General features: G+C 73.5%; 16 protein-coding genes. 6 read left to right on the top strand and 10 right to left on the bottom strand.

Features of this window, described 5'->3' with window-relative positions:
* Positions 1-29: 29 nt before the first annotated feature.
* From C4J65_RS33005 to C4J65_RS33035, 7 genes are all read right to left on the bottom strand, one after another.
* Positions 30-1,253 (bottom strand): cytochrome P450, encoded by a 1,224-nt coding sequence (locus tag C4J65_RS33005; protein WP_115745730.1) that lies wholly within the window; start codon positions 1,251-1,253, stop codon positions 30-32.
* Entirely contained in the window at positions 1,250-2,491 is a 1,242-nt protein-coding gene (locus tag C4J65_RS33010) for a cytochrome P450 (protein WP_115745731.1), read from the bottom strand. The genes C4J65_RS33005 and C4J65_RS33010 overlap by 4 nt, the downstream gene beginning before the upstream one ends.
* On the bottom strand, positions 2,488-3,129 hold the full coding sequence (locus C4J65_RS33015) for an ATP/GTP-binding protein (RefSeq protein ID WP_205351106.1): 642 nt from the start codon (positions 3,127-3,129) through the stop codon (positions 2,488-2,490). Before C4J65_RS33015 ends, C4J65_RS33010 begins: the two co-directional genes overlap by 4 nt.
* Positions 3,110-3,457 carry a DUF742 domain-containing protein gene (locus C4J65_RS33020; RefSeq protein ID WP_115745732.1) on the bottom strand — a complete coding sequence of 116 codons (348 nt, stop codon included), beginning with the start codon at positions 3,455-3,457 and terminating at the stop codon, positions 3,110-3,112. Before C4J65_RS33020 ends, C4J65_RS33015 begins: the two co-directional genes overlap by 20 nt.
* Complete coding sequence (locus tag C4J65_RS33025; protein WP_003971722.1) at positions 3,454-3,861, bottom strand: roadblock/LC7 domain-containing protein; 408 nt, start codon at positions 3,859-3,861, stop codon at positions 3,454-3,456. Before C4J65_RS33025 ends, C4J65_RS33020 begins: the two co-directional genes overlap by 4 nt.
* Positions 3,858-5,507 (bottom strand): ATP-binding protein, encoded by a 1,650-nt coding sequence (locus C4J65_RS33030; RefSeq protein WP_115745733.1) that lies wholly within the window; start codon positions 5,505-5,507, stop codon positions 3,858-3,860. The genes C4J65_RS33025 and C4J65_RS33030 overlap by 4 nt, the downstream gene beginning before the upstream one ends.
* Before the next feature lie 155 nt (positions 5,508-5,662).
* Complete coding sequence (locus C4J65_RS33035) at positions 5,663-6,355, bottom strand: GAF and ANTAR domain-containing protein (RefSeq protein WP_115745734.1); 693 nt, start codon at positions 6,353-6,355, stop codon at positions 5,663-5,665.
* A 113-nt stretch (positions 6,356-6,468) separates the two neighbouring features.
* On the opposite strand from C4J65_RS33035, the gene C4J65_RS33040 reads away from it, so the two are divergent.
* The gene (locus tag C4J65_RS33040; protein ID WP_240330575.1) at positions 6,469-6,921 is read left to right on the top strand and encodes a MarR family transcriptional regulator; all 453 of its coding nucleotides are present in this window, start codon (positions 6,469-6,471) and stop codon (positions 6,919-6,921) included.
* Positions 6,918-8,639: an MFS transporter gene (locus C4J65_RS33045; RefSeq protein WP_115745736.1), complete on the top strand. Its 1,722-nt coding sequence runs from the start codon at positions 6,918-6,920 to the stop codon at positions 8,637-8,639. The genes C4J65_RS33040 and C4J65_RS33045 overlap by 4 nt, the downstream gene beginning before the upstream one ends.
* Positions 8,640-8,652: 13 nt before the next feature.
* On the opposite strand, the gene C4J65_RS33050 is transcribed toward C4J65_RS33045, so the two are convergent.
* Positions 8,653-9,552, bottom strand: coding sequence for an oxidoreductase (locus C4J65_RS33050; protein WP_115745737.1), 900 nt, complete (start codon positions 9,550-9,552; stop codon positions 8,653-8,655).
* Between the two features lie 115 nt (positions 9,553-9,667).
* Here C4J65_RS33050 and C4J65_RS33055 point away from each other — a divergent pair, with 115 nt between their 5' ends.
* Positions 9,668-10,528: a helix-turn-helix transcriptional regulator gene (locus tag C4J65_RS33055; protein ID WP_115745738.1), complete on the top strand. Its 861-nt coding sequence runs from the start codon at positions 9,668-9,670 to the stop codon at positions 10,526-10,528.
* Here C4J65_RS33055 and C4J65_RS33060 read toward each other — a convergent pair whose 3' ends face one another.
* A complete protein-coding gene (locus C4J65_RS33060) occupies positions 10,529-10,969 on the bottom strand; it encodes a hypothetical protein (protein WP_115745739.1) in 441 nt (146 codons plus the stop codon).
* A 150-nt stretch (positions 10,970-11,119) separates the two neighbouring features.
* Here C4J65_RS33060 and nsrR point away from each other — a divergent pair, with 150 nt between their 5' ends.
* Positions 11,120-11,566 (top strand): nitric oxide-sensing transcriptional repressor NsrR, encoded by a 447-nt coding sequence (gene nsrR / locus C4J65_RS33065; RefSeq protein ID WP_115745740.1) that lies wholly within the window; start codon positions 11,120-11,122, stop codon positions 11,564-11,566.
* 73 nt (positions 11,567-11,639) lie between these two features.
* Positions 11,640-12,836, top strand: a complete 1,197-nt coding sequence (locus C4J65_RS33070) for a globin domain-containing protein (protein WP_115745741.1) — start codon at positions 11,640-11,642, stop codon at positions 12,834-12,836.
* Positions 12,837-12,877: 41 nt separating this feature from the next.
* On the opposite strand, the gene C4J65_RS33075 is transcribed toward C4J65_RS33070, so the two are convergent.
* Entirely contained in the window at positions 12,878-13,228 is a 351-nt protein-coding gene (locus C4J65_RS33075) for a hypothetical protein (RefSeq protein ID WP_115745742.1), read from the bottom strand.
* Positions 13,229-13,404: 176 nt separating this feature from the next.
* On the opposite strand from C4J65_RS33075, the gene C4J65_RS33080 reads away from it, so the two are divergent.
* On the top strand, positions 13,405-14,097 hold the full coding sequence (locus C4J65_RS33080; RefSeq protein ID WP_115745743.1) for an adenosylcobinamide amidohydrolase: 693 nt from the start codon (positions 13,405-13,407) through the stop codon (positions 14,095-14,097).
* The last annotated feature ends 28 nt before the right edge of the window (positions 14,098-14,125 follow it).

Here is a 14,125-nt window from a genome sequence, read left to right on the forward strand (position 1 = left end):
GTGGGGGACCGGGCCGCGGCCGGGCGGGGTCAGGCCAGCCTGACCGGCAGTTCGAAGAGGTCGTTCTGGGTGACCACCGGCTTGTTACGCAGCTCCGTGGCCGGCACCGCCAGGTCCAGGTGCGGGAAGCGGGCGTACAGGGCCGGGAGCGCCACGCCCGCCTCCATCCGGGACAGGGCCGCACCGGGGCACACGTGCGGGCCGTGGCCGAAGGAGATGTGCCGGTTCCCGGACGTGCGGGTGATGTCGAACCGGTCCGCCGTCGGACCGTGTGCCCCCTCGTCGCGACCCAGCGCGCCGTACGAGACGATGAGCGCGTCCCCGGCGGGTATCACCCGGTCGCCGACCGGGACGTCCTCGGCCGCGAACCGGATCAGGACGTGCGAGGTCGGCGTCGAGAAGCGCAGCGTCTCCTCGATCACCGCGGACCACTCCTCCTTGCCGGAGAGCACCAGGTCCCGCTGGTCGGGGTGGGTGGACAGGTTGACCACGGCGTTCACGACGAGCGAGATCGTCGTCTCGTGTCCGGCGGCCACCATCAGCTGGAGGGTGGAGACGATCTCCGCGTCGGTGAGGCGGTCGCCGTCCTCGGACGCCTGGATCAGGGCACTCGTCAGGTCGTCCCCGGGGTTCGCGCGCTTCGCGGCGACCGTGTCGGCCATGATCGAGGCCAGTTCGGTGAGGGTCGCCACGACCTCCTCGGGCGGGGTCTGCGTCGAGAAGAACTTCTCGAACAGCTCCTTCAGGCGCGGCAGCCGCGCCTCCTCGATGCCCATCAGGTCGGCGATGACGTACATCGGCAGCGGATAGGCGAAGGCGGCCTTGAGGTCGACGACGCCGCCGTCCGCGGGCAGCTCGTCGAGCAGCCGGTCGGTCAGCTCGGTGATCCGCCCGCGCATGTGCTCCACCCGGCGGACCGTGAGCGCCTGCGCCACCAGGGTGCGCAGCCGGCGGTGCTCGGCGCCGTCCACGGTGAGCATCGAGCGGCCCGGGTTGGCCAGCCCGATGAGCGGCCAGTCGGCGGGGATCTCGCCGCGCCGCCAGGCGCCCCACACGTTGATGTCCTTGACCAGCCGGGGGTCCGTGAGCAGGGCCTTGGCCTCCGCGTGGTGCGTGACCGCCCACACGGGCACGCCGCCCGGCAGCTCCACGGCGGCGAGCGGTCCGGCCGCGCGCAGCCGGGCACTCTCGCCGTCCAGGTCGGTGACGAACGGGTCCAGCGGGATCCGGGCTTCTTCGGTGCCGGTCGTCATGCTGACGTGCCTCCCAGGGCAGTGGTCGGGGTGAACCGCACGGGCAACTCGGTCAGCCCCCGCAGCCAGGGCGAGGGGCGACGGGTGAGGGACCCGGCGGGCACCGCCAGGTCGATGTCCGGCAGCCGGTCGAGCACGACCTCGATGCCGGTGCGCGCGATCACCTCGGCGACCTCCTGCGCGGGGAACGGGCAGCGGTGCTCGCCGTGGCCGAAGGAGAAGTGCGCGTTGTTGCCGCCGGTGAGCGCGGAACCGTCGGTGCGGACCTGCGGGTCGGAGTTGGCGCCCTGCAGCCCGAGCAGCACCAGGTCGCCGGCCCGGATGCGGCGCCCGCCGAGCTGGGTGTCCCGGGCGGCCCAGCGGCCGGCCACGTTCTGCGTGGGCGTGTCCTCCCACAGCACCTCGTTCATGGCCTCGGCGACACTGTTGCGCCCGCCGAAGAGGGAGGCGGCGAAGCGGTCGTCGGTCAGCATCAGGCGCAGCGAGTTGCCGATCCAGTCCGCCGTCGGCTGGTGGCCCGCGGCCATCATCACCATCAGGTCCTGGGCGATTTCCTCCTCGGTGAAGCCGCTCTCGTCGGCCAGCATCCGGGAGGCGACGTCGTCGGCGGGCGCCGCCTTCCGGTCCGCCAGCAGCCGCGCCATCGAGGTGGCGAGGTGCGTCTGGCCCGCCAGGGCCCGCTCCCTGCCGTCGATCATGTCGTTGAGCGCGGTGACCAGTGCCGGACCCTGCTCGTCGGGGAACCCGTACAGGCGGGCCAGGACCCGGACCGGCAGCAGCATCGCGTAGTCGCCGACGAGGTCGGCGGCGCCCTTCGCGCACAGCCGGTCGACGAGTTCGTCGGCGAACCGTTCGGCGTGACCGCGCAGGAGGTGCGGGTCGACGGCCTCCAGCGCGTCACTGATCATCGCGGCGCGCTCGCGGTGCCGCTCGCCGACCGTGTACAGGATCGACGGCTGCTTGCGGCCGATCATCGGCAGCAGCGGCCAGTCGTCCGGGATGTTCTCCCACTGGTTCCACAGGTCCGAGTCCCGGCTGAACAGCACCGGGTCGCCGGTCACCTGGTGCAGCTCGCGGTACCCGAGCACCAGCCAGGCCGGTACGTCGCCGTCCAGCACCACCGGCGTGACGGCACCGTGCTCGCGCCGCATCTGCCGGTACAGCAGGGCGGGTTCGGTCTGGAAACGGGGGCCGGCGAGCGGTACGGCGCCCGGGGCGTCGTGGGCGTCGGTGCTCACGCGAACTCCTGTCGGGGCCGGGCGGAGGGACCGGCGTAGTGGGCCTGGAGATGCTCGACCAGCGTGATCAGCACCTGCTTGCTGGACTCCCGGGACCTGGCGTCGCAGGAGACCAGCGGCACCCGCGGATCCAGGTCGAGGGCCTCGCGGACCGCCTCGGGCGGATGCTTCGGGCCGCCGAAGTCGTTGCAGGCCACGATGAACGGCGTGCCGTGGTGCTCCAGGCGGTCGATCGCGTACCAGGAGTCGTCGATGCGCCGGGTGTCCACGAGGACCACCGCGCCGAGCGTGCCCGAAAACAGCCGGTCCCACAGGAACCAGAACCGCTCCTGGCCGGGCGCGCCGAACAGGTACAGCACGTTGCGCGCGTCGAGGCTGATGCGGCCGAAGTCGAAGGCGACGGTCGTCGCGGACTTGCCGCGCACCTCGCTGATGTCGTCGACCGTCTCGCCGGCCTGCGTCATCGTCTCCTCGGTGCTGAGGGGACGTATCTCGCTGACCGAACGGACCATGGTCGTCTTGCCGACGCCGAAGCCGCCCACGACCACGATCTTCAGACCGTTGTCGGCGGCCGCGCCCAGCGGGGTGCGGTCCGGGGCGCTCGCCGGGGTACGGGCGTCAGAGATTGCGGAGTCCAACGAGCACCTGCTCCAGGATGTCGGGATCGGGGACGGCTGCCGTGTACGGGTGGCGTGCGCTCACCCGGCCGGCGGCGTGCAGGTCGGAGAGCAGGATCTTGGTGATGCTCACCGGAAGCCGCAGCTCGGCGGCGATCTCCACGACGGCCGTGGGGGCCTCGGTCAGCCGAAGGATCGCCGTGTGCTCGGACTGCATTCCGGGCGTCGGCGCGCACTCGGCGACCACGAGGGTGACCAGGTCGAAGGGGTTGTCGGGGCCCGAGCTGCTGCGTCCCTGGGTGACGGTGTACAGCCGGTCGGGCGCGTCGTCCCTGCCGGGGCGGCTCATGAGGTGCGCGGCCGCGCGGTGAGGTGCTCGCCGAGCTGCTCGATGAGTTCGCTCATGTGGTGTCCGACGAGTCCCGCGTCCGCGTCCTCGGAGGTGACCACGGCGAGGTGCGCGCCCTCGCCGGCCTCCACGATGAACAGGATCCCGCCGTAGAACTCGGTCATCGCCGAACGCACCCCGCCACTGCCGTCGCCGAACTCCACGGAGGCACCGTGGGACAACGACTGGATGCCGGCGGCGATGGCGGCCAGTTGGTCGGCCTGGTCGACGGAGAGTTCCGGGGTGCGGCACAGCTTGAGTCCGTCGCGGGAGAGGACGAGCGCGTGCCGCGCGCCCGGCGTGCGCTCCAGGAGGCCCTCGATGAGCCAGGTGAGCTTCTCGTCGGCGGTGGTCGAGCCGGTCATGAAGTGGTGTCGCCTTCCGGGTGCGCGGATGAGTGGGACGGGAGGTCGGGAGCCGTCTCGGCCGGTTCGGAGGTGGTGCTGTCGGTGCCGGCGGTGGTCCGCACGGCCTGGCGGAAACTGCTGAAGCGGGCCGCGCGGGTCTTCGCGTCGTCGGCGGACGCCGTGGCGCGCGGCTCGGCGGCCCGGGTGGCGGCGCGGGCGCGTTCGGCGGCGGCGAGGGTACGGCCACGACGACGCTTGGGCAGTTCCTCGGCGGACCGGTCCAACTCCCGGTCCGGCTCCGGCTCCTGGTCCACTCCTTGCCGGTCCCGGTCCCGGTCCCGGTCCCGGCCCTGCCCCTGTCGGGCCCGCTCCTGTCGGGGCCGCTCCTGGTCCTGGTCCGCGAGATCGTGGACGGGCGGCGGCTCGGGGGCCACGTCGGCCGCGGCGAGTTCGGCCGCGGACGGCGCGGGGGTGTGTCGCCGGTCGTCCCGGACCGCCGGAGTCGTCGCCGGGGCCGCCCCCGGCGCGGCGGGCGCGGTGGGACCGCTCAGGATGTCCTGGGGGACGAGCATCAGTACGCCCGTACCTCCGCGCGCGGACGGCCGGAAGGACACCTTCAGCCCGTACTTGGCCGACAGCCGCCCCACCACGGCCAGGCCCAGCCGGGTGCCGGTCAGACCGCCGAGCCCCGCCGTCTCACCGGCCACCGCCTGCTGGGCCCGGCGCAGTTGCACCTCGCCCATCACCAGCCCGCTGTCCTCCACGGACACGATGACACCGGCCGGCACCGCCTCCACGTACACGTGGATCTCCGCCGTCGGAGGGGAGAAGTTGGCGGCGTTGTCCAGGAGTTCGGCCAGGGCGTGCATGACGCCCTCGGCGGCGTGCCCGGCGACCGCGGCGTCACTGGTGGAGTGCACGCGCACGCGCTGGTAGCCGGCGATCCGGCCCATGGCGCCGCGCAGGATGGACTCCATGCCGATGGGACGCGCCCAACGGCGGCCGGAGCGGGCGCCCGTGAGGACGGCGACGGAGTCGGCGATCCGGCCCGCCTGTGCGGTGCGGTGGTCGAGGTGGAGCAGGTCGGCGAGGACGGCCTCGTCGCTGTGCCGCTCCTCCATGGCCCGCAGGTCCGCGAGCATGCCGGTGGCCAGCGCCTGCATCCGGCCGGCCGCGTTGGCGGTCGCGGAGACGGCGGCGGCCCGCTCGCCGGTGGCCTGCTCGAGGCGCGCGCCCAGCCGCGCCGTCTCCTCGGTGAGCCGTGCCACCTCCCGGTCCCGCTGCTCGGCGAGCCGTGCCACTTCCCGGTCCCGCTGCTCGGCGAGCCGCTCCCGTTCGCGCGTGAACTCGGCGACGAGGGTGTCCCGTTCACGCTCGGCCGTGGCCGCGGCCCGGGTCCGTTCGGCATCCGCCCCGGCCCGGGCGGCCGTCAGCAGGCGGCGGGTGGCCCGTGCCGCGCGGACCGCGTGCACGGCCGCCGTCAGTGCCGCGCAGAGCAGGATCGCCGCAGCACCGGCGCCGAGTCCGAGCGGAAGGCGTACCGAGGAGGGCGCGGCGGCGACGGCCCCGGCGACGGCCAGCGCCGACACGACGGCGCACGGCAGGGCCACTGCCACGAGGGCGCGGAAAGTGGGGCGGTCGCCGGGGCGGGCGGGCGCGGTCATCAATCGGGTCCTCGCCTGGCCGCCGGAGCGGCCCTCGTGTCGTCCAACGGGGCGCGTGCGAGCCGAGGGCTGTCACACGGCACTCAACTGACGATCACTATACGAGGGTTCGTGATCTGAAAGAGCGGAAACTCGTTCATCTTCTGTCTGTTGTTTCAGGGCAGGCCGCCTCGTTCGCAGACCCGTGCCGCCACCTCCCGGAGTTTGACGTTGTGGTTCTGGGAGTACCGGCGCAGCGTGGTGAAGGCCTGGTCCTCGGAGAGGTGGTGTCTGCCCATGAGGATGCCCATGGCCTCCCCGATGGTGTGCCGGGTGCCGATCGCCTCCTGCAGCTGGGCGTGCGTACGGGCGCTGGAGAAGGCGACCGCCGCGTGGGAGGCAAGGAGCCAGCCGGCCGTCTCGTCGGCCTCGGTGAACGCGCCGGGCCGGTAGGAGTACATGTTCAGCGCGCCGAGGTCCTCGTCCTCGGTGAACAGCAGGAAACCCATCATGCTGCCGAGCTTCAGCTTGCGCGCCTCCGGGACGTACCTGGGCCAGCGTCCTGCCTCGTCGGTGAAGTCGGCGATCCGGAACTGGCGTTCCCCCGTGGAGCTGCGAGCGGCGTCGAAGCACGGCCCCTCTCCGACGCGCCCCTGCAACTCGTCGCTGTCGATCACCACCTGCTCGGTGGGTGCCAGTGACTGCACCTTGGCGCCCCGCAGGATGAGGATGCCGGCGGCGTCGCAGTCCGCCACCAGTTCCGTGGCCGAGGCGGTGATCCGTTCGAGCGTGTCGTTCAGCGATTCCTGGGCCAGCAGATCGCGGGCCAGCGAGGCCATCTGCTGAGCGAAGCCGCGCCAGTCGTCCATGCCGTTTCCTCCCTCGTTCCTCTGACGAGTGCCCGGCGGTGGCCGGAGGCAAAAGGGAGGAGGCCGCCACGGCCCATCTTGTTTCGCACTACATCTAAATGCATAATGCGCTTATGGACACCTCGTCGGAGGGCCCGGACGACCTGATCATCGCCGTGGAGCAGATGATCCGCTACGTGCGGCAGAGTGCCCGGACCGGCGGTCTGAGCACCGCCGCCTCCTCGACGCTGGCCAGGCTGAGCCGCGAGGGCCCGCAGCGGCTGACCGAGCTGGCCAGGGCCGAGGGCGTCTCGCAGCCGAACATGACCCAGCTCGTCACGCGCCTGGAGCGGGCGGGCCTGGCCCGGCGCACCGCCGACGCGAGCGACGGCCGCGGTGTGCTCGTGGCCGTGACGTCCACCGGCCTCGAGGTCCTGGACCGGCGGCGCGCCGAGCGTGCCCGGGCCCTCCAGCAGCTCATGGAGGACATGACCGGGCCGGAGCGGCAGGCCACCACCACCGCGCTCCTGGCGCTGGCCCGGGTCATCCACCACCGTCAGCACACCTCGGAGGAAGACCCCGCATGAGCGCACCCCGTGGAAAGGCCGCCAGTCCCTTCCGGCAGCCGAAGGCCGTCTGGGCGGTCGCCTTCGCCTGCGTCATCTCGTTCATGGGCATCGGCCTGGTCGACCCGATCCTGCCGGCGCTGGCCGAGAGCCTCGACGCCACTCCCAGCCAGGTCTCCCTGCTGTTCAGCAGCTACCTGATCGTCACCGCCGTCGCCATGCTCTTCGTCGGCTGGGTCTCCAGCCGCATCGGCGCCAAGCGCACCCTGGTCACCGGCCTCGCCGTCATCGTCGTCTTCGCCGCCCTGGCGGGCGCCACCGGCTCCATCAACGGCATCGTCGGCTTCCGGGCCGGCTGGGGACTGGGCAACGCCCTGTTCATCGCCACCTCCCTCGCCGTCATCGTCGCCTCGGCCAGCGGCGGCTTCAGCGGCGCGATCATCCTCTACGAGACCGCCCTGGGGCTCGGCATCGCCGTCGGCCCGCTGCTCGGCGGCGAACTGGGCGGCATCAGCTGGCGCGGTCCCTTCTTCGGCGTCGCCGCCCTGATGGCCGTCGCCCTGATCGCCACCCTCGCCTTCGTCCCCGACCTGCCCAGGCCCAAGAAGGTCACCTCACCGCTCGCTCCGCTGAAGGCCCTGCGCCACCGCGGCCTGCTCACCATGGGCATCATGGCCCTGCTGTACAACTGGGGCTTCTTCACCATGCTCGGCTACGCCCCGTACCCGATGGAGCTGAACGCCCACGAACTCGGCCTGGTCTTCACCGGCTGGGGACTGCTGGTCGCCGCCTTCAGCGTCTTCTTCGCCCCCCGACTGCAGGCCCGCTACGGCACCGCGCCCGTCCTCTACGCCAACCTGCTCGGCCTCGCCGTCGTCATGGCCGTCATAGCCGCCGGCGTCACCGACCCCACCACCGTGATCGTCGCGGTCGTCGTCAGCGGCGCCTTCATCGGCATCAACAACACCCTCACCACGCAGGCCGTCATGCTCGTCTCGCCGGTCGAGCGCCCCGTGGCCTCCTCCGCGTACGGCTTCCTGCGCTTCATCGGCGGCGGGCTGGCCCCCTACGTCGCCGGAAAGCTCGCCGACGCCACTGACCTGAGCGTCCCCTTCTACCTGGGCGCCGCCACCTTCCTCCTCGCCGTCCCCGTCCTGGCCAGCGGCCACCGACTGCTCCGGCGGGCCGAGACGGACGCCGGCGAGGGAGAGCCCGTGGCCCCGGCGCTCACCCCCGTCGGAGCCCCGGCCGCGTCCGACGCGCCCCCCGTGGTCGTCGCCGTCGGCGCCCACCGCGAGGCCGCCGCCGTCGTGGACGCCGCGGCCCGCCTCGCCCGCGACACCGCGAGCCCGCTCGAGGTCGTCCACGTACGGCGGACCGCCGTCGTCGAGGAACAGGCCGCGGACACCGAGACCGACGACCGGGCGAGGGCCGCCGTCACCGCGCACCTCGACCGGCTCGGTGCCCTCGGGGTGGCCGCCACCGGCCAGATCCTCACCGGCGTCGGCGACCAGGCCGCCGCGGGCCGAGCCCTGGCCCGGCACGCCGCCGAGGTGGGGGCCCGCACGGTCGCCGTCGGCCGCTCCCCGCGCGGCCCGCTGGCCCAGTTCGCCGACGGCAGCTTCACCAGCGCCCTCACCCATGCGGCCGCCTGCACCGTCGTACTCGTCGACCCGGACGCGGAGCCGCGCCCCCTGACGGCGCGGTCCCTCACGGAGTTGCGTGCCGAGGCACGGTGAGCGGGGCCTCGGTTCAGGACGTCCGCTCCAGGTCGGTGCTGCGGGTGAGGGCCTCGTTGGCGTCGATCTCGTGCCGCAGCCGCTCCAGGCGGGCGCGGGCGCCGGCGAGCGCGTCCGAACCGAGCAGGAGCCGCAGCGGCGGCGTCGCGGCGTCCACGGCGGTGGCGATCGCGGCGGCGGCGCGTACGGGGTCGCCGGGCTGGCGGCCGGAGACCGCCAGGGTGGCGGCCCGGCGTCTGCCCGCGGTCCGCTCGTAGTCCGGGAGCCGCGTCGGCGACTGCCGCATCGACGTTCCGGCCCACTGCGTGCGCAGGCCCCCTGGCTCGACGATGGTGACCGCGATGCCGAGCGGGGCGACTTCCGCGGCCAGCGACTCGGACAGTCCCTCGAGGGCGAACTTGGTCGCGTGGTAGTGGCCCGTCGCCGCGAAGGCCGCGAGACCGCCGAAGGAGGAGACGTTCACGATCCGCCCCGAGCGGCGCGCCCGCATGCCGGGCAGGACGGCCTTCAGGACGGTGACCACGCCGTGCACGTTGGTGTCGTACAGGGTGCGCACCGCGGCGTCCTCGCCTTCCTCGACGGCGGCGAGGTAGCCGTATCCGGCGTTGTTGACCAGGACGTCGATGCGTCCGAACTCCTGCTCGGCCCTCTCGACGGCGGCGGCGACCGAGGCCGGGTCGGTGACGTCCAGGCGGAGGGCGAGCGCGCGGTCCCCGTAGGCGTCGACGAGGGCGGCGACACCCGCCGTGTCACGGGCGGTGACGGCGACCCGGTCGCCGCGCTCCAGGGCGTGCCGGGCAAGGGCACGCCCCAGGCCGCCCGAGCATCCGGTGATCAGCCAGACCGGCGTTCCCCCGGACGCGCCGGAGCTGCGGGCCGGTTCGTCGTCCAGTGCGGTGGTTCGATTCTTCATGCCTCCATTGCAGCCGGACGCCGGGTGGCGGTGCCACACCTCCTCGAGGGTGGCCCCCGGAGGGTCTGCCGGCGGCGTCGTCGCAGGTGGTCCGAGACCCGGTACAGTCGGCCCGATGTCCCGTGACGACCACACCGACGGCAATCCGGTCGGTTCCTTCCTGCGCAGCCGCCGGGAGCGGATCGACCCCGCCTCCGCGGGCGTCGTCGACAACACGCGGCGGCGGGTCAAGGGCCTGCGCCGCGAGGAGTTGGCGCTGCTCGCCGGGGTGAGCCCCTCCTACTACAGCCGTATCGAGCAGGGCCGGGACCGGCATCCCTCCCGCGAAATCCTCCAGGCCCTGGCGGACGTGCTGCGCCTGGACGACACCGAGCGGACCTACCTCTGGTCCCTGGTCGCGCCGTCCCTGGCACCCGCGAACGACAGGGCGACGGCCCCGGCCGACACCGTCCGTGCGGGGGTGCGGGTCCTGCTGGAGCGCTGGTCCGACCTGCCCGCCTTCGTCGTCGGTCCCCGCCGTGACGTCCTGGCCGCCACCGCTCTCGCACACCGCGTCAACCCGGCGTGGAGCCCGGGACACAACCTCGTCGAGTTCACCTTCCTCGACCCGCGGGCCCGGCAGGTGTACCCGGACTGGGAGGAGATCGGCCGCCAGGCGGTCGCGGGGCTGCGCACCACCGCGGCCGCCAGGCCCGCGGAGCTCGCCGGGTTCGTGGCGGCCCTGCGCGAGCGCAGCGAGACGTTCCGGGCCCGGTGGGACTCCCACGACGTGTACGACCGCGTGACGGGCCGCAAGCGCCTCGCGGTCGACGGCGTCGGGATCCTCTCCCTCGACTTCGAGACGTTCGCCCTCGCCGGCCCCGAAGGGCACGTGCTGTACGTGTACTTCCCGCGGCCGGGCAGTGCGGACGACACGGCGCTGCGGGCCCTCGCGCGCGCGGAGACCGCCGGTCCTCCGGCGTCGCCCACGGCCTGATCAGGCGTCGCCGTCGCCGAGGGACCGCCGCAGCCGGTCGGCGGCCTCCGGCGGCTGGATGCGCATGCCGGGCCGCCGACGGTGCACGGTCAGGTACGTCACCCCGTCCGGCCCGGCGAGGACGGCCCGGGTCGAGCCGTGCGGCAGCCAGGTCAGGACGCCCGCGCGCAGGGGATGCTCGCCGTCGGTGGAGTCGAGGCGGGCCGCACCCCCGAGGACGAGGAGCATGACGTCGAGGTCGGGCTCGGTGTGGGTGTCCACCCGGCCGCCGGCGGGGAGGCGCACGACGTTGGCGTCGAGCTGCCGTCCGGGTTCCGCCAGCCTCCACAGGGCGCCGGCCGCCGCGTCGCCGTCCAGGGACAGGAGTTCCGCCGTGTCGCACAGCACCCGGGGGAGGGGAGGGCCCGCAGTGCCCGGGGAGCCGCCGTCTTCCGCTGCCATCAGGTGCCACCGTTCCGTGTGCTCAACCGTGCCCGTACGCCGCCCCGTTGAGCGGTCCGTGCCGGGGCTGGCCGGTCCAGTGACGCACCGCACAGGCTCAGTACCCCGGGTAAAGGCGAATCTAGCATGCGCATTTGATAGCTTCCTGGTGTGCGGCTGACGAAGTTCACCGACCTGGCGCTGCGTTCGGTCATGCGCCTGGCGGTCGTGAGAGACGGTGACGAACCACTGGCCACCCGGGAGGTGGCCGAGGTCGTCGGTGTGCCCTACACGCACGCGGCGAAGGCCATCACCCGCCTGCAGCACTTGGGTGTGGTGGAGGCGCGACGCGGTCGCGGCGGCGGGCTGACCCTGACCGAACTGGGTCGGCACGCATCCGTGGGCTGGCTGGTGCGCGAACTCGAAGGCGATGCCGAGGTGGTCGACTGCGAGGGCGACAGTCCGTGTCCGCTCCGCGGAGCCTGCCGGCTGCGCCATGCGCTGCGCGACGCCCGGGAGGCGTTCTACGCCGCGCTCGACCCGCTGACCGTGACCGACCTGGTGGCCTCGCCGACCGGCCCGGTCCTGATCGGCCTGACGGGCCGCCCCTCGGGATGACGGGCGGCGGTCCCGGAAGGCCGTCGAGCTGTGACCCAAAACACGAATATCATCTACCAATTAAGGAGTCGCTGTGCTCTCCGAACAGTCCGTTCCCGTGGTTCGAGCCACTCTTCCCGCCGTCGGATCGGCCATCGGCGACATCGCCGACCTGTTCTACCGCAAGCTCTTCGACGCCCACCCGGAGCTGCTGCGGGACCTGTTCAACCGGGGGAACCAGGCCAACGGCGAGCAGCAGCGGGCCCTGGCGGGCTCGGTCGCCGCGTTCGCCGGCCTGCTGCTGGAGAACCCGGACGAGCGTGCCGACGTGATGCTCTCGCGCATATCGCACAAGCACGCCTCGCTCGGCATCACCCCCGACCAGTACACGATCGTCCACCGGCACCTCATGGACGCCGTCGCCGACGTGCTCGGTGACGCCGTCACCCCCGAGGTCGCCCGGGCCTGGGACGAGGTCTACTGGCTGATGGCCAACGCGCTCATCGCCCTGGAGGCCCGCCTCTACGCCGAGAAGGGCGTCGCGCAGGGAGACGTCTGGCGCCCCATGGAGATCCTCGACCGGGTCGAGGAGAGCGCCGATGCGGTCTCGCTCGTACTGGGGTCGGCCGACGACCGTCCCGTCGTGCCGTTCCGGCCGGGTCAGTACGTCAGCGTCCAGGTCGAACTGCCCGACGGCGCCCGGCAGATCCGCCAGTACAGCCTCTCCGCAGCGCCCGGCCGGTCCGACTGGCGCATCACCGTCAAGCGCGTCCGGGGCGACGGACAGCCGGACGGCGAGGTCTCCTCCTGGCTGTACGCGAACGCCCGCAAGGGCGAGCTGCTCAACGTGTCGCTGCCGGCCGGGGACCTGGCCCTGGCGGAGCACGACGGTCCGCTGCTGCTGGCCTCCGCCGGTATCGGCGTCACACCGATGCTCTCGATGCTCGACCACCTGGCCGCCGCCGGCGCCACCCGCCCGGTCACCGTCGTGCACGCCGACCGCACCCCCGACCACCACGCCCACCGGCAGGAGCAGCTCGACCTGATACGCACGCTGCCCGACGCCCGGCTCCACCTGTGGTACGAGGAGCCCGGCGACCGGGCGCCGGAGGCGTCCACCGGCCGCGCCGACCTGACCGGCCTCGACCTGCCCGCGGACCTCACGGTCTACCTGTGCGGTCCGGTGCCCTTCATGCGCGCGGTCCGCGGCGACCTGCTGCGCCGCGGGGTGCCCGCCGAGGCCATCCACTACGAGGTCTTCGGCCCCGACCTCTGGCTCGGACAGCAGTAGCGGCGGCCGCCGTCGCCCGCGGCGGAACTCCGCCACGGGCGTTAGGCCGCGGCGGTGAACGCGGTGCTGATCGCGGTGTCGACGCGGGCGTGCACCACCAGGCGCGGTCCCGAGGAGTCGGCGTTGTCCTCCAGCAGCCGCCGGACGGGCGCGCTGTGCGTCACGACGGACATCAGGACACCGAGCCGGCCGCACCACTGATGGGCCCGGAGCACCGCGCTGACCGCGGCGTGGCCACCCGCCCGCTCGGTCAGGACGATGACGACGGGGGTCGGCTGATGGGCGTCGACCAGGTTGGTGATGTGCGTGGTCAGCGTGGCCCGCCCGGCGATACCCGGGTCCTGGTCCACCGTGATGACCAGGACCCCATGCTCCAGGGTGTGGGACAGCATCGCGGCCTCCGATCCGTCGCCTGGTGGCGAAGTTGTGTTCAGTGAAGGTGCCCGGACCCGGGTCCGCAATGCGCCCCGCGACGGACCGGCCGGCCGGCCGCCGGAACACCGGCCCCGAGTACGATCGTCCGGCCCGCCTCAGACCTGCGCCGATCACCGCTGGGAGCCCAAGACCCGTGCCCGCCCTCCTGCCGCCGCCCCGCACCGGAGCCGACCGCATGCCGGCCCCGGAACACCTGGCCCGGGTGGAGGACGGCGAACGGCTGCACGCCCTGCTGTGGCGCCCCGGTCCGGGCTGGCGGATGGTCAGCAGCGCCGTGCTGGGCGGCGGGACCGGGGAGCGCGCGTGGGTGCTCAACGCCCAGGTCGCCCACGGCTACCGACGCACCGACCCCGCACGGCACCTGGCCGACCTGGCCCGTGCCGCCGGGGCCCGCGGGCCGGGAGTGGGCCTGATGACGGCCGCCGACGTGTCCGCCCACGGCCGGGCGCGGGACGGCGGGGCCGAGGCCGTGGCGACCGCCGGCATCTCGGTGCGGGGCTGGGCGGCCGCGCCGGACGAGGGCGCCGCCGGGACCGTGCCGCCGGGGACGATCAACATCGTCGCCGCGCTGCCCGTCGCACTGAGCGACGCCGCGCTGGTCAACGCGGTGATGACGGCGACCGAGGCCAAGGTCCAGGCGCTGCTCGACGCCGGTCTCGACTGCTCCGGCACCCCCACCGACGCGGTGTGCGTCGCCGCCCGGACCCCGGGCGGGGGCGCCGAGGTGCACGCCTTCGCGGGACCCCGTTCCGAGTGGGGCGCCCGGCTCGCCCGGGCCGTCCACCGGGCCGTGCGCGCCGCGCTGCCCGCCGTCGGGCACCCCTGAGCTCGGCGTCCCCGGAGACACACGTGTG

Origin of the sequence: Streptomyces sp. CB09001, from assembly GCF_003369795.1 — a bacterium.
Taxonomy (GTDB): domain Bacteria; phylum Actinomycetota; class Actinomycetes; order Streptomycetales; family Streptomycetaceae; genus Streptomyces.